24 protein-coding genes are annotated in these 23,643 nt (G+C 47.8%); 19 read left to right on the top strand and 5 right to left on the bottom strand.

Features of this window, described 5'->3' with window-relative positions:
- The first annotated feature begins 103 nt into the window (after positions 1-103).
- Genes JNUCC22_RS15600 through JNUCC22_RS15560 form a run of 9 tightly spaced genes read left to right on the top strand, consistent with a single transcriptional unit; the run spans position 104 to position 7,162 of the window.
- Positions 104-643 (top strand): GNAT family N-acetyltransferase, encoded by a 540-nt coding sequence (locus JNUCC22_RS15600; RefSeq protein ID WP_003151702.1) that lies wholly within the window; start codon positions 104-106, stop codon positions 641-643.
- Positions 640-1,452: an amino acid ABC transporter substrate-binding protein gene (locus tag JNUCC22_RS15595; protein WP_216061875.1), complete on the top strand. Its 813-nt coding sequence runs from the start codon at positions 640-642 to the stop codon at positions 1,450-1,452. Before JNUCC22_RS15600 ends, JNUCC22_RS15595 begins: the two co-directional genes overlap by 4 nt.
- 25 nt (positions 1,453-1,477) lie before the next feature.
- Entirely contained in the window at positions 1,478-2,290 is an 813-nt protein-coding gene (locus tag JNUCC22_RS15590; protein WP_216061874.1) for an amino acid ABC transporter substrate-binding protein, read from the top strand.
- A 22-nt stretch (positions 2,291-2,312) separates the two neighbouring features.
- A complete protein-coding gene (locus tag JNUCC22_RS15585; RefSeq protein ID WP_032867946.1) occupies positions 2,313-3,035 on the top strand; it encodes an amino acid ABC transporter permease in 723 nt (240 codons plus the stop codon).
- A 15-nt stretch (positions 3,036-3,050) separates the two neighbouring features.
- The gene (locus JNUCC22_RS15580; protein ID WP_052827850.1) at positions 3,051-3,758 is read left to right on the top strand and encodes an amino acid ABC transporter permease; all 708 of its coding nucleotides are present in this window, start codon (positions 3,051-3,053) and stop codon (positions 3,756-3,758) included.
- Positions 3,755-4,534, top strand: a complete 780-nt coding sequence (locus JNUCC22_RS15575) for an amino acid ABC transporter ATP-binding protein (protein WP_032867948.1) — start codon at positions 3,755-3,757, stop codon at positions 4,532-4,534. Before JNUCC22_RS15580 ends, JNUCC22_RS15575 begins: the two co-directional genes overlap by 4 nt.
- Positions 4,531-5,538: an LLM class flavin-dependent oxidoreductase gene (locus JNUCC22_RS15570; RefSeq protein ID WP_003151713.1), complete on the top strand. Its 1,008-nt coding sequence runs from the start codon at positions 4,531-4,533 to the stop codon at positions 5,536-5,538. The genes JNUCC22_RS15575 and JNUCC22_RS15570 overlap by 4 nt, the downstream gene beginning before the upstream one ends.
- An 11-nt stretch (positions 5,539-5,549) precedes the next feature.
- Positions 5,550-5,837 (top strand): glutaredoxin family protein, encoded by a 288-nt coding sequence (locus JNUCC22_RS15565; protein WP_012118454.1) that lies wholly within the window; start codon positions 5,550-5,552, stop codon positions 5,835-5,837.
- Positions 5,834-7,162 carry an LLM class flavin-dependent oxidoreductase gene (locus JNUCC22_RS15560; protein WP_216061873.1) on the top strand — a complete coding sequence of 443 codons (1,329 nt, stop codon included), beginning with the start codon at positions 5,834-5,836 and terminating at the stop codon, positions 7,160-7,162. Before JNUCC22_RS15565 ends, JNUCC22_RS15560 begins: the two co-directional genes overlap by 4 nt.
- Before the next feature lie 167 nt (positions 7,163-7,329).
- Here the strand turns inward: JNUCC22_RS15560 and JNUCC22_RS15555 are convergent, their stop codons facing one another.
- The 3 genes from JNUCC22_RS15555 to JNUCC22_RS15545 are packed head-to-tail and all read right to left on the bottom strand — an operon-like array spanning position 7,330 to position 9,752.
- A complete protein-coding gene (locus tag JNUCC22_RS15555) occupies positions 7,330-8,115 on the bottom strand; it encodes an amidohydrolase family protein (protein WP_216061872.1) in 786 nt (261 codons plus the stop codon).
- Between the two features lie 3 nt (positions 8,116-8,118).
- Positions 8,119-8,535 carry a carboxymuconolactone decarboxylase family protein gene (locus tag JNUCC22_RS15550; protein WP_012118452.1) on the bottom strand — a complete coding sequence of 139 codons (417 nt, stop codon included), beginning with the start codon at positions 8,533-8,535 and terminating at the stop codon, positions 8,119-8,121.
- Positions 8,535-9,752 carry an MFS transporter gene (locus JNUCC22_RS15545; protein ID WP_192452697.1) on the bottom strand — a complete coding sequence of 406 codons (1,218 nt, stop codon included), beginning with the start codon at positions 9,750-9,752 and terminating at the stop codon, positions 8,535-8,537. The genes JNUCC22_RS15550 and JNUCC22_RS15545 overlap by 1 nt, the downstream gene beginning before the upstream one ends.
- 103 nt (positions 9,753-9,855) lie before the next feature.
- On the opposite strand from JNUCC22_RS15545, the gene JNUCC22_RS15540 reads away from it, so the two are divergent.
- Both JNUCC22_RS15540 and JNUCC22_RS15535 read left to right on the top strand, forming a co-directional pair.
- Entirely contained in the window at positions 9,856-10,707 is an 852-nt protein-coding gene (locus JNUCC22_RS15540) for a helix-turn-helix transcriptional regulator (RefSeq protein WP_007410007.1), read from the top strand.
- 354 nt (positions 10,708-11,061) lie between these two features.
- Positions 11,062-11,697 (top strand): FMN-dependent NADH-azoreductase, encoded by a 636-nt coding sequence (locus tag JNUCC22_RS15535; protein ID WP_007410009.1) that lies wholly within the window; start codon positions 11,062-11,064, stop codon positions 11,695-11,697.
- Positions 11,698-11,742: 45 nt separating this feature from the next.
- Here JNUCC22_RS15535 and JNUCC22_RS15530 read toward each other — a convergent pair whose 3' ends face one another.
- Positions 11,743-12,783 (bottom strand): oxidoreductase, encoded by a 1,041-nt coding sequence (locus JNUCC22_RS15530; protein WP_216061871.1) that lies wholly within the window; start codon positions 12,781-12,783, stop codon positions 11,743-11,745.
- A gap of 139 nt (positions 12,784-12,922) precedes the next feature.
- Between JNUCC22_RS15530 and csoR the strand changes: the two genes are divergently transcribed.
- The 6 genes from csoR (at position 12,923) to JNUCC22_RS15500 (ending at position 19,480) form a co-directional block, all read left to right on the top strand.
- Positions 12,923-13,228, top strand: a complete 306-nt coding sequence (gene csoR, locus JNUCC22_RS15525; RefSeq protein WP_003151723.1) for a copper-sensing transcriptional repressor CsoR — start codon at positions 12,923-12,925, stop codon at positions 13,226-13,228.
- A gap of 75 nt (positions 13,229-13,303) precedes the next feature.
- Entirely contained in the window at positions 13,304-13,510 is a 207-nt protein-coding gene (gene copZ, locus JNUCC22_RS15520) for a copper chaperone CopZ (protein WP_029325836.1), read from the top strand.
- An 83-nt stretch (positions 13,511-13,593) separates the two neighbouring features.
- Entirely contained in the window at positions 13,594-16,023 is a 2,430-nt protein-coding gene (locus JNUCC22_RS15515; RefSeq protein WP_216061870.1) for a heavy metal translocating P-type ATPase, read from the top strand.
- A 147-nt stretch (positions 16,024-16,170) separates the two neighbouring features.
- Positions 16,171-18,282, top strand: coding sequence for a heavy metal translocating P-type ATPase (locus tag JNUCC22_RS15510; protein WP_216061869.1), 2,112 nt, complete (start codon positions 16,171-16,173; stop codon positions 18,280-18,282).
- Between the two features lie 117 nt (positions 18,283-18,399).
- A complete protein-coding gene (locus JNUCC22_RS15505) occupies positions 18,400-19,071 on the top strand; it encodes a disulfide bond formation protein BdbD (protein WP_012118444.1) in 672 nt (223 codons plus the stop codon).
- A complete protein-coding gene (locus JNUCC22_RS15500) occupies positions 19,061-19,480 on the top strand; it encodes a disulfide oxidoreductase (protein WP_012118443.1) in 420 nt (139 codons plus the stop codon). Before JNUCC22_RS15505 ends, JNUCC22_RS15500 begins: the two co-directional genes overlap by 11 nt.
- A 33-nt stretch (positions 19,481-19,513) precedes the next feature.
- Here JNUCC22_RS15500 and JNUCC22_RS15495 read toward each other — a convergent pair whose 3' ends face one another.
- Entirely contained in the window at positions 19,514-20,314 is an 801-nt protein-coding gene (locus tag JNUCC22_RS15495) for a zinc-dependent metalloprotease (protein WP_007410016.1), read from the bottom strand.
- 222 nt (positions 20,315-20,536) lie between these two features.
- Here JNUCC22_RS15495 and JNUCC22_RS15490 point away from each other — a divergent pair, with 222 nt between their 5' ends.
- Together JNUCC22_RS15490 and helD are read left to right on the top strand one after the other, a co-directional pair.
- A complete protein-coding gene (locus JNUCC22_RS15490; RefSeq protein ID WP_007410017.1) occupies positions 20,537-21,145 on the top strand; it encodes a trimeric intracellular cation channel family protein in 609 nt (202 codons plus the stop codon).
- A gap of 171 nt (positions 21,146-21,316) precedes the next feature.
- A complete protein-coding gene (gene helD / locus JNUCC22_RS15485; protein ID WP_072589560.1) occupies positions 21,317-23,632 on the top strand; it encodes an RNA polymerase recycling motor HelD in 2,316 nt (771 codons plus the stop codon).
- The last annotated feature ends 11 nt before the right edge of the window (positions 23,633-23,643 follow it).

Genomic DNA, 23,643 nt, shown 5'->3' with positions numbered 1-23,643 from the left:
CTTTTTTTGATTAGTCAAATAAATCAGTTTGCTTTATAGTATAAACAATCAAAGCTTAGTAAACAAATTGGAATTATATATTTTTGCGGGGAGAGTGACCTGAATGAGTGAAGACATATTTCGATTGGCTGAGAAAAAGGATGCGCCGGAGTTTTTAGAGCTGCTGTACAGCGCGTTTCAGCCGATCCGCAATTTGGAGATTGACTGGCCGTCGGCGCGGGCCGACATCGATATGGTAACAGAAAATATTGAAAATCATTCAGCCGTCGTGCTCGAACGGGACGGACGGCTTCTTTCAACCATTACGATCCGTTTTCCGTGGGAGAGTGACACGCCTCCGTCAAAATATCCGTTCGTCTGGTGGTTTGCGACGCTTCCTGAGCTGAAGGGGCAGGGCATCGGCAGCAAACTTTTGACTTATGTGGAGGAACACGTGCTGCGGGATACGCTGAAGGCCCCGGCCATCACGCTCGGCACTTCGGCGCGCAAGCATCCCTGGCTTGTAGATATGTACAGACGGAGGGGGTATGAAGTGTATTTTGAGCAGGAGAAAGACGGAGACATCGGAGTCATGATGAGAAAGGTGCTCATACCGGAGCGGTTTGACGCGTCGCTGTTAGGCACACCGAGCTGGGCGCAATGATAAAAAAACGGATCAGAGCCGGCTGTCTGCTTCTGCTGCTCGGCGTGCTGGCCGGGTGCGGGCAAGGAGAAAGCACAAAAGCGGGGAGCGGTGTGCAGACCGTCATTGTCGGCACGGGAACTGATTTTCCGAACATTGCTTTTATGGATGAAAAAGGCGAGCTGACCGGCTATGACATTGAAGTGATGAAAGCCATTGATGAACAGCTGCCGCAATACAAATTTGTCTTTAAGACGATGGATTTTTCGAATCTGCTTACAAGTCTAGGAAACCGGAAAATTGACGTGATCGCGCACAATATGGCGAAAAATAAGGAACGGGAGAAACGCTTTTTGTATCACAAAATCCCGTATAACTACTCGCCGATGTACATCACGGTGAAGGCGGATAATGACGCGATACACACGCTCCGGGATTTAAAAGGGAAAACCGTCATCGTCGGCGCGACGTCAAACGCGGCGGATTATATGACGGCATACAACAAAGCCCACGGCAGCCCGATACATTTGAAATACGCCGGGCAGGGCGGCAATGACACAGCGAACCAAATGGAGACAGGACGCGCTGACGCCACCGTATCCACGCCGTTTGCCGTCGATTTTCAAAATAAGACGCACGCGTTCAAACAAAAGACGGTCGGTGATGTGCTGCTGGATACCGAGGTGTATTTTATGTTCAATAAAAACAGCCAAACCCTGGCGGACGATACAGATCGGGCGATTCAAAAGCTGGAGAAGGACGGCACATTGAAAAGGCTGAGTGAAAAATGGCTCGGCGCGGATTATTCAAAATCAAGTTTCACGAAATAACTGAAGCAGAAAACGGGGCGATCACATGAAAATAAGACTGGCGGTCATGTCATTAACAATTGCCGCAACGGCGGCGTTATCAGCCTGCGGCGCGGGCGGAGAGGCGGCAGCAGGCAATCAGAAAAACGTGAAGAACATTACGGTCGGCACCGGCACTCAATTTCCGAATATTTGCTTTATTGATGATAAAGGCAAATTGACGGGCTACGACGTTGAGCTGGTGAAAGAGCTTGACAGGCGCCTGCCGGACTATCGATTCACCTTTAAAACGATGGATTTCTCCAACCTGCTTGTCAGCCTCGGCCAGCATAAAGTCGATATCGTAGCCCATCAAATGGAGAAAAGCGCCGAACGGGAGAAAAAATTTCTGTTCAATCAAGTCGCGTATAACAACTTCCCGCTGAAAATCACGGTGCTTCAAGAAAACGGGAACATTCACGGCATTAATGACTTGAAAGGAAAGCGGGTCATTACAAGTCCGACGTCAAACGGCGCGCTTGTGCTGAAAAAATGGAATAAAAAACAAGGCAGTCCGTTTGAAATCGCTTATGCCGGCCAAGGCTCCAACGATGCAGCCAATCAGCTGAAATCCGGCCGCGCCGATGCGACGATTTCTACGCCGTTTGCCGTCGATTTCCAAAACAAAACGAGCGCGATCAAAGAAAAAACGGTCGGCGGGGTGCTGTCAAATGCCAAAGTGTTCTTTATGTTTAACAAAAATGAACAAACGCTGAGCGATGACATTGATAAAGCCCTGCAGGAAATCATTGATGACGGCACGCTTAAAAAGCTGAGTGAAAAGTGGCTCGGCGCGGATTATTCAAAGGAGCAATATTAAGTGAAAAAGAGAGGGATCGGCAATGGAAAAAGCGTTTGATATCAGTATGATCGCGTCTTTTGTGCCGACATTGCTCGGGTATTTGCCCGTCACGCTGTATATATTGGCGGTGTCTTTGCTGTTCGGCTTTTTATTGGGGCTGCTTTTGGCGCTGCCCCGGATCTATCGCATTCCCGTGCTGAATCAGATCGCGAAGCTGTATATCTCTTTTTTCAGAGGAACGCCCATCATGGTGCAGCTGTTCATTGTGTTTTACGGTATTCCGGCGCTCACGGCGCTCGCCGGAATTGATACCTCCAAAATGGACCCTTTGTATGCGGCCATCGCCACGTACGCGCTGAGCAGCGCGGCAAGAGCGGCCGAAATCATCAGGGGAGGTGTGAACAGCGTCGACCGCGGGCAGGCGGAGGCGGCTTTCAGCATCGGGCTGAACGGGGGGCAGACATTCCGGCGCATCATTCTGCCGCAGGCGCTTGTGCAGGCCTTTCCCAACATCGGAAATATGGTGATCGGTTTCTTAAAAGATACATCACTCGCTTTTTCGATCGGGGTGATGGATATGTCGGGCAGAGGACAGACCTTGATTACATCGAGCAATCATTCTTTAGAAGTGTATATCTCGCTTTCTGTTCTGTATTATGCGGCCGCCCTTTTATTTGAATGTGTCTTCAGATGGGCCGAAAAACGAATCAAGAAAGATGAGACGCGCCTTGTGACGGTTTTTGACATGAGCGCGCACGGCTAAAAAGGAGGGAGAACAGTGGAGCTGGACATTCCATTTATCGGCACTGCGATCAAACAAATGATGAAAACCGTTCCGCTTACATTGGCAATGACGGTCATTCCGATTATTGCCGGATTTTTCATAGCTCTCGGCAATATCACGGTGCGTATATTCCGCATCAAATGGCTGCTGGCCTGCTCATCGTTTTACGTGTCTTTTTTCCGCAGCACCCCGGCGATTCTCCATATTATGCTGATTTATTTAGGGGTTCCGCTGATTGCCGATCAATTCAGCCGCGCGTTTCATCTCGGCTGGTCGGCCAATCAGATTCCGGTCGCCGTGTTTGTCATCATGGCACTGTCATTAACGGCAGGCGCTTATATGACGGAAATTCTCCGTTCCGGGATCATGGCCGTCGATACGGGGCAGGCGGAGGCGGCATATTCAATCGGCCTGACGCGGGGCCAGATGATTCGGCGCGTAATTCTGCCGCAGGCGTTCATGATATCTCTCCCGAACTTCACCAACATAGGCATCGGCTTTTTGCATACCACTTCCATCGCGGCAATTGTTGCGGTGCCTGAAATTACAGGAACGGCGACGATTGCGGCATCCGATAACTATGCGTTTCTGGAAGCATTTATCGGGGCTGCCGTGATTTATTGGGGATTAACGCTGATTCTCGAAGCTGTAAACAGTCTGGCAGAAAAAAGGGCAGCCAGATATCAAGGAGGCGCATTATGATCGAAATCCGAAACATTCAGAAACATTTTGGCAGTCATCACGTGCTAAAGGGGATCAATTTAAGTGTCCGGAAAGGAGAAGTCGTGACCATCATCGGCCCGAGCGGTTCCGGGAAAACCACTTTTCTGCGCTGCCTTAATTTACTTGAGCGGCCGGATGAGGGCGCCATTTCGCTGCACGGTGAAGTCATTAACTGCAAAAAGCCTGCCAAAAAAGACATTCTCAGACTGAGGAAACAGACGGCGATGGTTTTTCAGCAATATCATTTGTTTTCGCATAAAACGGCGATTCAAAATGTTATGGAAGGCCTGACGGTCGCAAGGAAAATGAAAAAAACAGATGCGTACGCCATTGCCGAGCGGGAACTGGCCAAGGTGGGGCTTCAGGATAAATTGCACGCCTATCCGAATCAACTGTCGGGAGGACAAAAGCAGCGGGTCGGGATTGCCCGGGCGCTTGCCATTCATCCTGATGTCATGCTGTTTGACGAACCGACCGCAGCCCTCGATCCGGAGCTTGTCGGCGAGGTGCTCGAGGTGATGCTTAACATTGTGCGGACCGGCGCCACCATGATCATTGTCACACATGAGATGGAATTCGCCAGAAGAGTGTCCGACCGAATTGTGTTTATGGATGAAGGAGCAATCGTGGAACAAGGAACGCCTGAGGAAGTCTTTTACAAGACGAAAAAAGAAAGAACGAAGAAGTTCCTCCGCCGCGTGCTGCCTGATTACGGTTATGACATAAAAGAGCGCATAAAGGAGCCTGTCGTATGATTCGTTTAAGCATTTTAGACCAAAGTGTCACCGCGGAAAACCAAACCGCAGAAGAAGCCTTGCGGCAAACGGTGAAATTGGCTCAGGAGGCCGAACAATACGGTTATGACCGTTTCTGGGCGGCGGAGCATCATAACAATGAAGAGATAGCGGGATCAGCGCCGGAAATTGTTCTGGGGTATCTTGCCGCAAGCACGAAAAAAATCCGTCTCGCGTCCGGCGGGGTGATGCTGCAGCATTACAGTCCTTATAAAGTGGCGGAGCAGTTCCGGGTTCTGTCCGCCCTTGCTCCCGGCCGTGTGGCGCTCGGTGTCGGCAAAGCGCCCGGCGGATTTCAGCTGTCAACCGATGCGCTGCAGCGGGAGCTTATCCAGCCCGCCCGTTTGTTTGAAGAAAAGCTTGAGGAGCTGACTCATTTCATCCGAAATGATTTTCCGGACTCACACCGCTACGCGTCATTGCGGCCGACGCCGCATACTGAGTATGCGCCTGACATCTTTTTGCTCGGCGGCAGCGCGGAAAGCGCGATATCCGCGGCCAAACTCGGCATTTCCTTCGTTTTCGCCTATTTCATAAACGGTGAAGAGGCTGCGTTAGAAAAAGCGCGCCACGCCTTTGACGAGCATCTGCCGAAAGGGTCGAAGGCGGAATTTCACCTTGCGCCGATGGTCTTTACCGCGCATACAAAAGCAGAAGCGGAAAAACACGTGGTATCGCGTGAGTCGGTCAAAATCATTCTCGAGGACGGCAAAAAGGTGAATGTCGGTTCCCGGGAACAAGCGGAAGCGTTTCTTGAACAAGTCACGCAGCCGTATAAGCTGATTACACAAAAGACGGGTGTGATTGCCGGGACAAAAGAAGAGACAGCCGCCGAGCTGAGACGATTATCGGTTCAATACAGCATTACCGATTTTGTGATTTTGTCGCCTATCAAAAACGCTGAGGAAAAACGATTGTCTTACCGGCTGTTAAGCGAAGCGGTGCAGCCGGCCCCACAATTATAGGAGGGATGAACATGAGTTATGAAGTAAACGTTGTGGTCTGGAGCAAACAGGGCTGCTCCTATTGCGATGAAGTGAAAGGATATTTGCGGGAAAATGCCGTTGCATACGAAACAATTGATGTGACAGAACGGGACGAATTGCGTGACGTGCTGCAGACGAAGTACGGCATCCGTCATGTTCCCGTCGTTGAAATCGGCAGCGGTGACAGCCGTGTGTATCAGGCCGTTACTCAAGTCGGCATTGAACATGTAGAACGGGCGCTTGCTGATTACGAGGGGAAAAAGGGGGAGAGAAAATGAGCCGGACGGATCTTATTCAATTCGGAGCCATGATTCACGGTGTCGGCGGCACAACGGACGGCTGGCGTCATCCCGACGCCGATCCGACAGCAAGCACGAATGCGGCGTTTTACAGGCAAAAAGCGCAGACTGCTGAAAGAGGGCTGTTCAGCTTTGCTTTTATTGCGGACGGCTTGTTCATTTCTGAAAAGTCCATCCCGCATTTCTTAAATCGGTTTGAGCCGATCACTATCTTATCGGCGCTTGCCGCCTCTACAACCCATCTTGGTTTAATCGGCACATTTTCCACATCGTTCACTGAGCCGTTCACCATCGCAAGACAGCTGATGTCTCTTGACCATATCAGCGGCGGCCGGGCGGGCTGGAATCTCGTCACCTCTCCGCAGGCGGGAGCCGCGCGCAATCACAGCAAAGAAAGCCTTCCCGACCACAGCCGGCGCTACGCCATCGCCCAGGAACATGTGGACGTGGTGCGCGGTCTGTGGAATTCCTGGGAAGAAGATGCCTTCGTCCGCAACAAAGAAACCGGGCAGTTTTTTGACCCTGACAAACTGCATCGCCTGTATCACAAAGGCGAGTATTTTCAAGTGGAGGGCCCGCTGAATATCGGCCGGTCCAAACAGGGAGAGCCGGTCGTTTTCCAAGCGGGGTCTTCAGAAACCGGCCGGTCGTTTGCCGCGAGGAATGCAGATGCAGTCTTTACGCACTCCAATTCACTTGAGGAAACGAAAGCTTTTTATGATGATGTGAAGAAGCGGGCGGCGGATTACGGCCGGGACGCTTCCAAGCTGCGGATTTTTCCGGGAATCAGTCCGATTATAGCCGGCTCACAGGAAGAAGCGGAAGCGAAATACCAAGAATTCGCCGAGCTGATTCCGATAGAGAACGCTGTTAAGTATGTGGCCAGATTTTTTGACGATTATGATCTGAGCCAGTTTCCATTGGATGAGCCGTTTCCTGATTTGGGCGACGTCGGGAAAAACGCGTTTCAAAGCACGACAGATCGTATCAAAAGAGAGGCGAAAGCCCGGAATCTTACGCTGCGTCAAGTGGCGCGCGAAGCCGCGTTTCCGCGAACCAACTTTATCGGGACACCGGAACGTGTGGCGTCATTAATTGAAACATGGTTTCAGCGGGAAGCGGCGGACGGGTTTATCATTCATTCTGACATCCCGGGCATGCTTGAAGCCTTTGTGGATCAAGTCATACCGATCCTCCAGGAAAAGGGGCTGTACCGAAAAAGCTATCCGGCGGATACACTGCGGGGGAATCTCGGATTGGATATTCCGGTCTGCAAACCAAATCCGATTTTGAGCAGAAACTAAATGTTTCTGCCCGTCAATAAAGGGATCCCGCCAGCATTTTGGATAAGAAAAGAGCCGAAATTTACCCCGTTTAGAGTAAATCGGCTCTTTACTATTTAAAAGACGTAAGGAATGTTGAATGCAATCCTTCAAACTTATATTCCCTAAGAAATTGTTATAAAAATAAGTTAAATCTTTAAGAGATTAGCAATGTTCCCGCCTAGTACTCGTTGTATGACTTCTTCACTTGAAGCATGGCGTTCAACTGCCAACTTATTTAAGAATGGATCACCATATGGAAAATCAGAACTAAATAAAGTTTTCTCTGGGAGTTCTTTTATAGCCAAAGATAATGCATAGGTTGTATAAAATGCAGAAATATCTAGGTAGGCGTTCTTTGTTTCTTTTGTTAATGCAATAACTTGCTGCCAATGAATCCCTCCCAAATGGCCATAGATTACAGGGACAGTGGGATATTTACGAGTTAAAGCGAACAATTCCTGAATATCATTTAAATTGAGTGGATGGAATGTATGCACCCAAATCGGAAAGGAATTATAATCACTAGCTGCCTGGAATATAGGCTCAAGCATTTTAATTTGGCCTGAACCAAGGGTGAATTCTCCAAGTCCCTTCATTTTATAATCTTTTACAATCTTCTCAACCCAATCATGCAGTTCTCCGGAGGAACTTAAAAGGGGAACTGATCCAAATCCAATAAAACGGTCAGGATATTTTGCGATAGCATCCCTCAATTCTTCTAAAGCTTTTGATCGTGCTTCTAGGGGATTTATTTCGTTATTTAAAATTTGATTCAGTACATCCATTTCCTGAATAAATTCATCGTAGCTTTCACTTTTTTCTGGATGAACAAGCGTAGAGAATAAAATAGTTTTATCTATCCCGCTTGAATCCATCATTTCAATGTGTTTTTCTACAGGTAGAACTACGTGGGCATGACTATCAATAATCATTTTTTACTCTCCTTCCAATAAATTGGATGACAGCTGATTTCGTCTTTTAGAAAATACTTCAGTAGCTATTGTTAAAATGGTATTTAATGCGACAGGAAAGCCTGCATAAATTAACATTTGCATCATAGCTTCCACAATTTCTTCTTCGGTCCATCCGACATTTAAAGCTCCGTTAATATAAAATTTTAATTGTTCCGTATTTCCTAAAGCAGTCAGACCAGCAACTGCTGCAAGAAGGCGGGATTTTAAATCTAATCCCGGTCTGGAAAAAATTTGACCGTAATTAAATTCCACAGCCAAAGTTCCCAAGTCAGGTGCTGCTGAATCTTTAAAACTGTTCACGATATTTTGATAGTTGTGCGGATCTATTTTTGATAGAACTTCCAATCCCTTTTTGTAGTTTTCTGTATTTTCAGACATTAGATATGACTTCCTTTCTCGAATTCTCTATTTTTCACTGTTCTTTTTTTAGGTAAGCTAAATAAGGAACTAAAAGCAATACCTATCATGAGTATCCCAACTGTACATACTCCATACCAATGCCATTTGCTCCAAGCAAGTACACCTAGATATGATCCTAAAGATCCGCCTAAGAATGTAGATACCATGTATAAACCATTTAATCTGCTTCTCTTTTCAGAAGATAGTTGAAAGATAGCAGCTTGACAAGCAACTTGATTTGCTTGCGTGCCAACTGTTACTAATAGTGCGCCAAGGAGTAATCCCGGTAACCAATATCCTAAGAATATTAAGGTCAGAAAAGCGATTAAAGAAATAAACATACATAAGGTATTAGCAAATTTTGATCCTTTTTTATCGATCACCCGGCCAATCATGGGAGTTGCAAAGGCTCCAGCTATTCCCACTAAACCTATTAAACCTGCCGCGGTGCTCCCATAAGAATAAGGAGAAGTATTTAATAAAAAAATAAGAGTTGTCCAGAAGGCACTAAAGGAACCAAACATCATTCCTTGACTCAGGCAAGCTTTTTGCAACACTTTTTCTTTTTTAAATAACGGGCCTAAAGATGCAAGTAATGTTTTATACTGCATTGCATGATTTCCTTTGCTTTTTGGAAGATACATTGCCATTAAAATGATCATTATCATTGTGCCAGCAAAAGAAGCCCAATACATTGATCTCCATCCAAAATGGGAATCTGCAAAACCACTGATAAATCGAGCGCCTAAAATCCCACACACTAAGCCAATGGCAACATTCCCTAACACTTTTCCTCTGTTCTCTTCTGAAGCTAAATTAGCAGCAAGAGGAACAATAATTTGAGGGACTATGGTAACAAATCCAAGAATTAAGTTTGCTGCAATCAGCCACGTTACATTCATTGATAAAGCAGTTGCGGCTAAAATTATACATACAATAGATAATAAACTTAGGATCAATTTTCTCCGTTCAAAAATGTCACCTAATGGTACCAATAAAAGATTTCCCAATGCATATCCCACTTGAGTTAAAGTTGCTACAATTCCTATATAGTTTTCAGAAACGTGAAAAGTATTTGCCATACTGACTAAGAGCGTTTGATTTAAATAGACATTAGCTACTGTAAAACCACATGCTGCAGCCATGAGGAGAACTAATCCTTTCGGGAAAGGCTCAGCCCTATTTTTGAAAACCATAAAACTCACCTCCTTCATTTATTAGAATAGATGAAGGTTTATAATGGGAATAGGAGTGTGTTTATCCTATTATTAAAACTACTACTTATAAGGGGAGATGTTCATGTTAAGTGACAAAGAAAGAAGGAAAGAACTAGGGGATTTCTTAAAAACACGACGGGCGCGATTATCTCCTCAAGACTTTGGTTTACCTATTGGTCCGCGCAGAAAAACAGAAGGACTGCGCCGAGAAGAAGCAGCTCAGCTGGCAGGAATAGGAGTAACCTGGTATACATGGTTAGAGCAAGGGCGTGATATACAGGTATCTTCAGACGTATTGGAGGCTATTTCGCGTGTATTCAGGTTAAATGAAGAGGAAAAAGAGCATCTATTTTTATTAGCAAATCGGCCATTGCTATCTAAGGTGGGAAGACCTCTCGTTGAAAGTGTAAATAGCGTCCTGAAAAATGTATTGAGTCAATTAGAATACTGCCCTACATATGTAACCGACGAAAAATTGAACATAGTAAGCTGGAATAAAGCTGCTGCCGTGGTTTTTGGTGACTTTAATAAAATGAATGATCGAGATCGTAATGCAGTCTGGCGTTGCTTTACGTCTAAAGAATACCGAGACCTCTTTCTTAATTGGGAAGATCATGCGCAACGCTTGATTGCTCAATTTCGTTTAGCCTATACACGTTTTGTCGGTGATGAGTGGTTTAAAGATATCATTAAAGAACTTACCAATAAGAGCCCTGAGTTTCGTAATTGGTGGTCCAAGCATGAAGTTCTAGGTACTCCTTGCGGCAAAAAAACACTGCTGCATCCTTTAGTTGGAGAAATGATTATGGATCATATTACTCTTCAAGTGTACGATGCCCCTGAACTAAAATTAACCATTTACCAACCTCGCCAAGAAGGTGAAACAGAACAGAAAATGAAGCATTTGTTAAACTGGCAAGCAGACCTGCAATAAAAGAGTGTGATAAATTCGAACGTATGAAGCGGAATTCGTTTGTCTCTAATATAAGAGCAGGAACATTTTGCATGGATAAATTCCACACAACTGTCTGAAATGAAACAGCCGATTTAGGCTTAACATGGTCAAAATCGGTCTTTTCTTTGTCGAAATTTGCTTAACGCGGGTTTTTTTCGATTTGCTGGAGGTACTTCTTGCAGCCTTTTCAAAAAAATATACTGATTTCGAGATATTATTGTTGCGAAAAGATTTTTTTGTAACTATAATTATTACAGAACTGATCAGTATAAAAAAACATTCATATTTCATAATAAATGTGTGTGTAATCTGAAAACGAAAGGGCTGTTTACAATGGCAAAAGTACTTTATATCACTGCTCATCCTCATGATGAAAAGACATCTTACAGCATGGCGACAGGAAAAGCGTTTATCGATTCTTATAAAGAATCAAACCCGAATGATGAGGTTGTACATATCGACCTTTACAAAGAGAACATCCCTCATATCGACGCGGATGTATTCAGCGGCTGGGGAAAACTTCAATCCGGCACAGGTTTTGAAGAGCTTTCTGAAAACGAAAAAGCGAAAGTCGGCCGTCTGAACGAGCTGAGCGATCAATTCGCGTCAGCTGACAAATACGTATTCGTCACACCGCTTTGGAACTTCTCATTCCCGCCTGTTATGAAAGCGTACCTTGATTCTGTGGCTGTAGCCGGAAAATCATTCAAATATACAGAGCAAGGCCCGATCGGTCTGTTGACAGACAAAAAAGCGCTCCACATTCAGGCGCGCGGAGGCTATTACTCTGAAGGGCCGGCGGCTGACATGGAAATGGGCCACCGTTACATCGGCATCATGATGAACTTCTTCGGCGTTCCTTCTTTCGACGGATTAATCGTTGAAGGTCATAATGCTGAACCGAATAAAGCACAGCAAATTAAAGAAGATGCGATTACCCGCGCGAAAGAAGCCGGAAAATCATTCTGATCTTAAAAAAAACCTCCCCGCCGTACGGCTGGGAGGTTTTTCATATTAAAGGGCAATCGTCCGTTTTTGTTCGCTGCTTCTCATCGCCGCTTCAATGACACGGATGACATCGATGCCTTCTTTTGCCGTAACGGGAAGCGGTTTTCCGTTTAAGATGCTGTCTGCCAGCAGTTTGTAGTACGTAAGGTAAGAGCCGTTCTCAGAGGGGATTGTTTCTGTATGCCTTTTTTCATCCGCTGCGGTTGTCAGCTCTCCGAAGTTGTCAGGATCATCGGCGCCCCAGCTCTCGTCAACCGGCTTTTTGCCCGCTGAAAGCGCGTCTTCCTGTCCGTCCATTCCGTATTTGATAAAGCTTGCATTCCGTCCGTGAATCTGATAGCGCGGGCCGCTTGCCGCATTCATAGAGCCGGATTGAAGAATGACCTGAAGCTTGCCGTAATGGAGCGCGGCTAGAAAACAATCAACGGTTTCACTATTGTCCCGCTGCTTCATCACATGTGCGGTGACGGATTCCGGCATTCCGAAAAGCAGAAGCGTCTGGTCAATAATATGTGAACCGAGATCATACAGCGTTCCCGTGGCGGGTCCGTTTTTTTCGCGCCATCTTTCTTGTACAACCGGGTTGTACAGATCGTAGTTGACTTGATATGTATGAATGTCTTGAAGCGCCCCGTCCCGAATCAGCTTTTGTATTGTTAAAAAGTCATTGTCCCACCGCCGGTTGTGGTACACGCTCAGTAAGACGCCTTTATCTTCAGCCGTTCTTCTCAGTTCCTCCGCTTCTGCTGAAGTCGCCGTCATCGGTTTTTCCACGACGGTGTGTTTTCCCGCCAGGAGACATTTCATCGCTGATTCATAATGCATTCCGCTCGGTGTCGTGACGATGACGAGGTCAATGTCAGGATCACCGGTAATGTCTTCAATCGCGCGCACGGCTTCAGCCCCCGGTAGATCACGTTTGACCTCCTCCGTTCTGGAGGTCATGACTTTTTTGATCTGATAATCATCAAGGACGTCCAAAAGCGGCGCATGAAAAACTTTACCCGACAAACCATATCCCAATATGCCAACCTTTATCGTTTTCAATGGATTTCCCCCTCATGATATGTGATAACATTATATACCCCGCGGGAGTACTGGTAAAACTTGTGTGTTGAAAATTTTTTACACCGGTTTTTCAAGTCTGTATAATGAAGATAACGAAGAAAAAAAACCGAGGTGGAAAATGGACAAACATACCGAGCATCAATCGTTAAATCATAAAAGCGCCAAAGAAAAAGACCAGATTCTGAACCGGCTGAAACGGATTGAAGGCCAAGTCAGGGGCATTCAGAATATGGTGGATAACGAACGATACTGCGTGGATATTCTCGTGCAGATTTCAGCCGTACAGGCGGCCATGCAGAAAGTCGCGTTTCATCTGCTGGAAGATCACGCCCATCACTGCGTAGCCGGCGCCATTGAGAGCGGAAACGGGGAGCAGGCGATTGCCGAGCTGCTTGATGTTGTGAAAAAAATCGCAAAATCGTAAAATAAAATGTTTTGAAATACCCTACAGGGGTATGGTAACATGAAGAAGAAAAAACAAGACGTGGAGGGAATCATCATGGAACAAAAAACACTGCAAGTCGAGGGCATGTCCTGTCAGCACTGCGTCAAAGCAGTAGAGACCGGAGTGGGAGAACTGAACGGAGTGGCGGCGGTTCAGGTGAAATTGGAAGCCGGACAGGTGGATGTGACGTTTGATGAGAACAAAGTCTCCGTATCAGATATAAAAGACGCGATTGAAGATCAAGGTTATGACGTCGTATAGGATTTATCGCGCTGCGGAAACGGGCGCGGTTTTCTTTTATCAAATTTATACCCCCCTGGGGTTTATGGAGAGAGATGAGGACATTGAGTGAACCGAAAGAAATGACCATTCAAGTGGGGGGCATGACATGCGCCGCCTGCGCTTCAAGAATTGAAAAAGGGCTGAAACGGATGGACGGCGTCAATGACGCTTCCGTCAATCTTGCGCTTGAGACCTCAAATATTTCCTATCAGCCTGACAAAATCGAAGCTGGCGCCATAAAGGATAAAATTGAAAAACTCGGCTACCATGTTGTGACGGAAAAAGCCGAGTTTCAGATTGAAGGCATGACGTGCGCCGCTTGCGCCAATCGGATTGAAAAGCGCCTGAACAAAACAGAGGGCGTTGTGGGCGCGCCGGTGAATTTCGCCCTTGAAACGGTCTCCGTTGAATACAACCCCAAAGAGGTGACACCGAAAGAACTGAAAGAGACCGTGGCAAAACTCGGCTACCGATTAGAAGAAAAGGAAGCGGACGGCCAAGACGGCGGATTATCCCAAAAGGAGAAAGAGCAGCGAAAACAGCTGATCAGGCTGATATTTTCTGCCGTTCTCTCATTTCCGCTTCTATGGTCGATGGTCAGCCATTTTTCTTTTACTTCTTTTATCTGGATGCCGGATATCCTGATGAATCCGTGGCTGCAATTCGCGCTTGCCACCCCGGTGCAGCTCGTCATCGGCTGGCCTTTTTATATGGGAGCGTATAAGGCGCTGAGAAACAAAAGCGCCAATATGGATGTTCTCGTTGCGCTCGGAACGACGGCCGCTTACGCATACAGCCTGTACATGACGATTGCGTCTCTCGGACGAGACGTACATGTAGAGGGGCTTTATTATGAAACGAGCGCCATTTTGCTGACTTTGATTTTGCTTGGAAAGCTTTTAGAGATGAAAGCGAAAGGCCGCTCATCAGAAGCGATTAAAAAGTTAATGAAGCTTCAGGCGAAGACGGCGGCGGTTGAGCGGGAAGGGAAGGTACAGGTGATTCCGATTGACGAGGTCCGGACGGGGGATATCGTATATGTGAAACCGGGAGAACGTGTTCCTGTCGATGGCGAAGTGATTGAAGGCCATTCCGCAATTGATGAATCGATGATTACGGGGGAGAGCATGCCTGTCGATAAGTCTCCCGGAAGCACCGTCACCGGGGCGACGATCAATGCAAACGGCTTTCTCAAAATCAGAGCGGTGAATGTCGGGAAAGATACCGCGCTTGCACACATTATTAAAATCGTGGAAGAAGCCCAAGGATCAAAAGCCCCCATTCAGCGGCTCGCAGATCACATTTCAGGCATTTTCGTCCCGATTGTGCTGGGGCTGGCCGTGCTGACTTTTCTCATTTGGTATGTATGGGCGGCGCCGGGACAGTTTTCTGAAGCGATCGGCAAATTCATCGCCGTGCTTGTCATTGCCTGTCCGTGCGCACTCGGGCTCGCCACTCCGACGAGCATTATGGCGGGCTCCGGCCGCGCAGCTGAATTCGGCATTCTTTTTAAAGGCGGAGAGCATTTAGAAAAAACACAGCGTCTGACGACCATCGTACTGGATAAAACAGGAACGGTGACAAACGGCAGACCGGTTCTGACAGATGCCGTACCGGCAGCGGGAATGAACGAAGAGGAACTCCTGCGGCTGGCGGCGGCCGCCGAAACGGGATCAGAGCACCCGCTTGGAGAAGCCATCGTGTCAGGAGCCGAAAAACGGGGGATTGCCATCCCGAAAATCACCCGGTTCCAAGCCCGGATCGGTTCCGGAATATACGCCGAGGCTGACGGCAGAACGATTCTAGCCGGATCAAGACGGCTGATGGAATCGGAACACATCGAACATGAGGCGCTGCTTCCTCACATGGCCCGCTTGGAGGCGGAAGGAAAAACGGTGATGCTTATTGCGGCAGACGGCAAAGCGGCGGGGCTTATCGCAGTCGCCGATACAATCAAAGACACATCTCCGGCCGCGGTGAAACGCCTGAATGATATGGGGCTTGACGTCATCATGATGACCGGTGACAACAAAAAGACCGCGGAAGCCATTGCAAAAGCCGCGGGCATCGGCAGCGTGATCGCCGAAGTGCTTCCCGAACAAAAGGCGGCGGAAATTTCCCGGCTGCAAAAAGAAGGCCGGCGCGTGGCGATGGTCGGTGACGGCATCAATGATGCTCCGGCGCTGGCTGTGGCCGATATCGGAATGGCCATCGGCACCGGCACAGATATCGCAATGGAAGCAGCCGATATTACGCTGATCCGCGGTGACCTGAACGGCATTGCCGACGCCATCGGCATGAGCAGGCTGACCATGAGAAACATCAAGCAGAATTTAGGCTGGGCATTGGGATACAACAGCATCGGCATTCCGATTGCGGCGGCCGGCTTTCTGGCCCCGTGGGTGGCAGGCGCTGCCATGGCGTTCAGCTCAGTATCGGTCGTCCTTAATGCTTTGCGTTTACAGAAGGTAAAAAAAGACAAAATGGGCTGAGGCCTGTTTTGTCTTTTTTATTGACACTTTATTCAAAGCCTGCATATAATAGAAAACACATATATGAGTATATGTTCATATATATAAATTCGTTTAGCTGTATTGATGTTATGGGAATCCTATTACGGAAAGTAGGGTGAGTCGAAAATGAAAGCAGCCAAAGGTGAATTTGTATTAGACGGACTTGATTGCAGCAACTGTGCAAAAAAAATAGAAAACGGCGTAAAAGCCATTGACGGCATAGACGGCTGTGCTGTCAATTTTGCGGCAAGCACCATCACGGTCTCAGCCGGCGGCAAAAACGAGCAATGGATGAAAGATGAGGTTGCGAAAAAAGTAAAGTCCATTGATCCTCATGTGACCGTTCGTTCGAAGCACGAAGACAAACCCGGCGAGGATGAATACCGCAAAAAGCTGCAGCTGATGTTAGTGAGGCTGGCGGCGGGCGCCGTTTTGGCCGTCATCGCTTACTTCGCGCGCACGGGCGCCGTCCTTGAGTTTCTGCTCTTTTTTGCTTCGTATTTGATTATCGGCGGCGATATCGTAGCCAGAGCGGGAAAAAACATTGTCCGCGGCCAGGTATTTGATGAGCATTTTCTGATGGCGCTTGCTACGATCGGCGCATTTATGATTCATCAGTATCCGGAAGGCGTCGCGGTCATGCTGTTCTACCAAATCGGTGAACTGTTTCAGGGAGCGGCCGTCAGCCGATCCAGAAAATCGATCAGCGCGTTATTGGACATCCGTCCTGAGTACGCCAATGTGAAAACGGAAAACGGCATGACTGCCGTTCCGCCGCAGGACGTCAAAGTCGGACAGGTCATCGTCGTGAATCCCGGAGAACGGATTCCGCTGGACGGAAAGGTGCTGAGCGGTTCTTCGATGGTTGATACATCCGCTTTAACGGGCGAATCCGTGCCAAGAAAAGCGGAGCCGGGGCAAGATGTGATGGCCGGATTTATGAATCAGAACGGCGTGCTTCATATTGAAACCTCTAAAGGATATGAAGACTCTGCCGTGTCAAAAATATTGGATCTGGTCGAAAATGCGGCCGGACGCAAAGCGAAAACGGAAAACTTTATTACGAAGTTTGCCAAGTATTATACACCGGCCGTTGTCATTGTTGCGGTGCTTCTCGCCTTTTTACCGCCGCTTCTCGTGCCTTCAGCCGCGCTATCCGACTGGGTGTACCGCGCGCTGCTTTTCCTTGTGATTTCTTGTCCGTGCGCACTCGTCGTCTCCATTCCGCTCGGGTTTTTCGGCGGTATCGGAGCTGCGTCTAAAGCAGGGGTGCTCGTGAAAGGAAGCAACTATTTAGAAGCGCTCAATCAGGTGGCATACGCCGTGTTTGATAAAACGGGAACCTTAACGAAAGGCAATTTCGCCGTTACTGATATCAAGCCGGCGGCGGGATTTACAAAAGACAGCCTGCTTCATGCGGGCGCGCTTGCGGAAGTCCATTCCAATCATCCGATTGCTTCTTCCATCCGTGAAGCTTACAATCAACCGCTCGCGGCAGACGAGATTGAAGAATATGAAGAAATACCCGGACACGGCATTCGGGTGAAAACCGGCGAATCAACGATTTTGGCCGGAAATCAAAAACTGATGGCAAAAGAACAAATCGCTTCCGGCACAGCTGAAAATAACGGAACCGTCGTCTATGTCGCCGTTGATCAGCAGTATGCGGGGGCGATCGTGATCGCCGATGAAATCAAAGAGGACGCCAAACAGGCCATTGCCAATTTAAAAGCGCTCGGCGTGAAGCGGACAGTGATGCTGACGGGTGATTCAAAGCAGACCGGAGAAGCTGTCGGCCGAGAGCTCGGTATTGATGATGTGTACACAGAGCTTTTGCCGGGTGACAAGGTAGACCGCGTCGAAGAACTTGAAGCGGCGCTTGCACCGAATGAAAAACTGATGTTTGTCGGCGATGGGATTAATGATACGCCTGTGCTTGCCAGAGCTGACATCGGGGCTGCCATGGGGGCTCTCGGCTCTGATGCCGCCGTCGAAGCGGCCGATGTCGTCCTGATGACAGACCAGCCGTCAAAAGCAGCCGAAGCCATCCGGATTGCACGCCGCACACGCCGGATCGTCTGGCAGAACATCGGATTTGCTTTAGGCGTAAAAATCATTTTTCTCCTGCTTGGCGCATTCGGATTCGCCACCATGTGGGAAGCGGTCTTTTCAGATGTAGGCGTCACGCTGATCGCCGTTGCCAACGCGATGCGCGTCATGAGAGTGAAAGCGGAATAATTGTCAAAGATAATTCGTTTTTCAGGGTTTTCTTAAACAAGGTTGTCTTGGTAAAATAGAGAAGCGGGCCATCCGGCATCCGCTTCTTTTTTATTTTAAAAACAATGAGGTGTCTGAGTGAAAAAGAAACAATCGTCTGCGAAATTTGCGGTGATACTGACGTTAATCGTTGTCGTTTTATTTGCGGCCATCGTAATTATTAACAACCAAACGGAAAAAGCGGGCGAAACAGTCGCCGAACAGCCTTCCATTAAAGGACAGCCCGTGCTCGGCAAAGACAGCGCGCCTGTTACGGTAGTTGAATTCGGAGATTACAAATGTCCGTCATGCAAAGTATTTAACAGCGATATCTTTCCGAAAATCAAAAAAGATTTTATCGATAAAGGCGACGTGAAATTTTCATTTGTGAACGTCATGTACCACGGAAGCGGCTCGCGTCTGGCGGCTCTTGCTTCAGAAGAAGTGTGGAAAGAAGACCCGGCATCATTCTGGGCATTCCATGAAAAGCTGTTTGAACAGCAGCCGTCAAGCGAACAGGAATGGGTCACGCCTGCATTGCTTGAAAAAACGGTCAAAAGCACCGCGAAAAAGGTTGATCCTGACAAGCTGAAGGAAAACCTTGATAAAGAGACATTTGCAAAAGAGCTGAAAGCTGACACTGACCTGAATGATAAATTAAACATTACGGCGACACCGACGATTTACGTAAATGACAAAGTGATTAATGACTTCTCTAAATATGATGAGATTTCAAAAACGATTAAGAAAGAGCTGAAAAATGAAAAATAGAATCGTATTTTTATATGCTTCTTGGGTGATAGCTCTTGCTGCCATGCTCGGCAGCCTATATTTCAGCGAGATCAGAAAATTCATACCGTGCGAGCTGTGCTGGTATCAAAGAATTCTCATGTACCCGCTTGTCCTGATTTTAGGAATCGCCACCTTCCAGGGTGACACGCGCGTGAAAAAATACGTGCTGCCGATGGCCGTCATCGGCGCGTTTATATCGATCATGCATTACCTTGAGCAGAAGGTGCCCGGTTTCAGCGGCATCAAGCCGTGTGTCTACGGCGTGCCTTGCTCATCTGAATATATTAACTGGTTCGGTTTCATTACCATACCTTTCCTGGCATTGACGGCATTTATTCTCATTATTATCTGCATGTGTTTTGTCAAAACGGAACGCGCGGCAAAATAAAGAGCCTGCTCCTTGGGAGCGGCTCTTTTTCTATTATTTGTACCAAGCTTTGTTTGTTGCAATCTGTCTGTTATGGGAGCTGTCCCAAATATCCACGGAATAGGCATAATCATAATTCATGACGCAGCGAATGCCGCTGCCTTGGGCGTCATGCTGAAGTCCGAAGTTATGGGAAAACTCGTGCTGTGCAGCTTTCGCCGTGTTGGCCGTTCCTTGATCAAGGTTCACGCTGAAAGCCGGGCCGCTCGGTTTGCCGTTATATACATACGCGATACCGCCGGCGTCAAAACTTGATTTTGCGGTAAAACCGACGACAAAATGATAATTTTGATTTCTGAAGCTGCCTTGGAGATTCGATAAAATCTGAGAACTGTTTGAGCCGGAGGAATTCCAAGCCTGCACGGCCTGTACGACGAAATCAATGTTGTGATCACGGTTAAAAGCAACATCCGCCTGCTCCACGATCTGGACGATTCGCGTTTGCCAGTCGCTGTATTTGGCGCGGTATTCAGCGTCCGCCACCGCCAGCACTCTGACCTTCTGGCTGCCCGTGCTGGCTTTAGTTGAGGCTTTATCCTGACTGACATTGGCATTGAATCGTTTCGTGCCGACCTGCTTGCCGTTTTCATCCAGAATTTTTGTGTCAACCGTCTGTTCGACTTGGACCGGGCCCTTCAGATCTTTAAAATGATCGGCTTTCGGAAGCGGGTCCGTATACACCGTTTTCGCCGGCTCCGCATGAGTGTGCGAATGCGTATGGCTTTCGGCTGACGGCAGGCCGGGAATTAATCCGGCGGCCAATAAAACAGGAAAAACAAGTGAACTGATTTTCATCTCATAACCCCCTTTTTCTTAGAGAAAGTATTCAATGAAACTTCCAATAAACCTCCCAAAATAGTATAAAATAGGTAAATGTTCTTGCTCCCAGCCGTTGCGAGTGAGGTTGTCCCGGATTAGGAATCAGAATCTTTCAAAAATAAGGTTGATTTTAAGAGAAAGCGATTATAAAATCTAATGGTCGTCAGAAAATTTAACAAATAAAAAGGAGCATATGGAATGGCCTGGGAGCTGCTTAGTGTAATCGGCATCATTGCGTTTGCGGTCAGCGGAGCGATTGTTGCGATGGAAGAGGAGTATGATATTTTAGGCGTGTATATCTTGGGGATTGTAACGGCGTTCGGCGGAGGAGCGATCCGAAATCTGCTGATCGGTGTTCCGGTCTCCGCCTTGTGGGAGCAAGGCGCGTTTTTTCAAATCGCTCTCGCATCAGTTACGATTGTCTTTTTGTTTCCGAAGCTGCTGTTAAGGCATTGGAGTAAATGGGGCAACCTATCCGATGCCATCGGGCTTTCGGCGTTTGCCATCCAAGGCGCTTTATATGCCGTGAAAATGGGCCATCCGCTCAGTGCGGTGATTGCGGCAGCGGTCCTCACCGGCAGCGGGGGCGGCATCATACGGGATTTGCTCGCGGGCAGGAAGCCGCTTGTGCTCAAGGCGGAAATTTACGCGGTCTGGGCCGCGCTCGGAGGGTTAATCGTGGGCCTCGGCTGGGCCGGGGATGCCGCCGGTTTGTATGTGCTGTTTCTTGTGCTTGTGGCATGCCGCATCTGCAGTTATGTGTTCAGGTGGCGCTTGCCGAATCGTTCCTATCATATAGATCAGTAAAAAACCGATTTCATAAAGAAATCGGTTTTTTTTTCATAACGGCTTCTGATAAAAAAAGACGCCCGATATGATAAGAAAAAGGGTATTTGACCATAATGCTGAATAATATGTTGCATATATGTTTGTAAGATGAAAGCCGGATTTGTCAGCTTGATGTCGGAGGTGCCGCTGATGGCAAAACGTGATAAAGAGTGGAAAGAAGAGCAGGAAAGACTCAATTTTGTCATGAAGGAACTGGAACAGAAACAAACTCATCTTGAAGCCTCATCGGGCGGATTGAAGCAGGATATTGTCGGGCTGAGAAAAACGTTTTGGGATGATGTCACCGTGAATATGGATGATGCCCATGAAGCGGCTGAGACATTTTCAAGCATTAAACAGCAGGCAGAAATGCTTTCAGAACGTGAACGGACGCATCGGCTTCAATACCGGCAGCTTCAAAAAATCCAAAAGCTGAAAACCTCTCCTTACTTCGGCCGTGTCGATTTTACGGAAAAAGGGGAGTCCTCTTCCGAGCGGATTTATATCGGGCTGACTTCTTTGATGGATGAAAACAACGAGCAATTTCTCATTTATGATTGGCGCGCGCCCATCTCATCTCTTTACTATCAATATTCCCCGGGAAAAGCCCGCTATGAAGTTCCGGAAGAAACAATAGAGGGAGACATCACACTGAAGCGGCAGTTTATCATTAAAAACGGGACGCTTAAAGCGATGTTTAACACGGATATGACGATTGGTGACGAAATGCTGCAAGAGGTGCTGAGCGGCCATTCCGGACAGCATATGAAAAACATCGTGTCAACCATCCAAAAAGAACAGAACGAAATCATTCGGGATGAAAAAAGCAAATATCTCATCGTTCAGGGAGCCGCCGGAAGCGGGAAAACATCCGCGGCGCTTCAGCGGGCCGCTTACTTGCTGTACCGCGGGCGCGGGGTGCTTGATGCCCGTCAGATTGTATTGTTTTCCCCGAACATTTTGTTCAACAGTTATGTTTCCGCCGTATTGCCGGAATTGGGAGAAGAGAATATGGAGCAGGCCACCTTTCAGGAATATATCATCCGCCGGCTCGGACGAAAATTTGATTGTGAAAGCCCGTACGAGCAGCTTGAATATTGCCTGACTGAACAAAATCAGGACGCACTTTCCGTAAGGCTCGCAGCCATTGCTTACAAAGCGTCATCAGCTTTCCAGGCCATGATTGACCGCTATGCCGGCTCGCTTTCCGGCTCGGGCCTGATGTGTAAACAGATCAGCTTCCGGGGAGAGACCCTGATTTCAAAAGAACGGATTGAAGCCTATTTTTATTCGCTTGATCAGCAGCTGCCGATTCCGAACAGAGCGGAGCTGACGGCGGAATGGCTTCTCGCGGAAATCAGCGCTCTCGAAAAAAAGGAGCGTAAGAAGGAATGGGTCTTGCAGGAGAGCGAGCTGCTTGATAAGGAAGACTATGCTGAGGTTTATCAAACACTCAAGAAGCAGGCGGCAGATGATGAACCTGTATTTGACGACCATCAGCGCGAACAGCGGCTGCTTGGCGCCATTATTGTCGGCAAAGCCTTTAAACCGATTAAGCAGGCCGTCAGACGGCTCGGCTTTCTCGATATAAAACGGATGTATCTCCGGCTGTTTTCAGACTGGGGAGCTTATGAAAAGCCCGATTATTGGGAGGGCATCGGCGCTTTGACCAGAAACGCATTTGCAGAACGGTCACTTCCGTATGAAGATGCCGCTCCGTATCTGTATTTGCAGGATCTGTTAGAAGGAAAAAGAAAAAACACACAAATGAAGCACGTCTTCATTGATGAAGCGCAAGATTATTCCCCATTTCAGTTCACGTATATTCAAAGCATCTTCCCAGGGGCAAAGATGACGGTGCTCGGTGATGTCAGCCAGTCGATTTATGCCCACACCATTACGAGCCCTTCTTCCCTCGCCGGCTGCTTTCGCAATGGTGCAGAAAAGTATGTCAGCCTGAAACGGACTTACAGATCGACGCGGCAGATTGTTGAATTTACGAAAGCGCTGCTGGCTGACGGCGATGACATTGAGCCTTTTAACCGGAACGGGGAAAAACCGCGTGTTTTGCGGACGAATACAGAAAAAGCGCGGCAGGAACAATTGGCGGATACAATCCGGGAGCTCAGACAAAAAGGCTGGGAGACGGTTGCCGTCATCTGCAAAACGGCCGCGGAAGCCAAAAAAGTATTTCAGGCGGTCAGCGCCGGGAGCGGTGTCCGTTTGATCAATAAAGAAAACCAGCCTTTTCAAAAAGGGGTATGTGTCATTCCCGTGTATTTGGCAAAAGGCATTGAGTTTGACGCCGTCATTGCCGCTGACGCCTCCGCTGTCCAGTACAAAAGCGAACATGACCGTAAGCTGTTATATACGGCCTGTACGCGAGCGATGCATCATCTGACCGTGCTGTCTCCGGGAGAACCCTCTCCTTTTATAAAAGAAGTGCCCGCCGGCTTATTCGTGTAAGCCCTTTGCCA

This window comes from Bacillus sp. JNUCC-22 (genome assembly GCF_018861275.1).
Taxonomy (GTDB): domain Bacteria; phylum Bacillota; class Bacilli; order Bacillales; family Bacillaceae; genus Bacillus; species Bacillus velezensis.
Note: the sequence above shows the minus strand (reverse complement) of the source record. Positions and strands in the feature narration are given on the sequence as shown.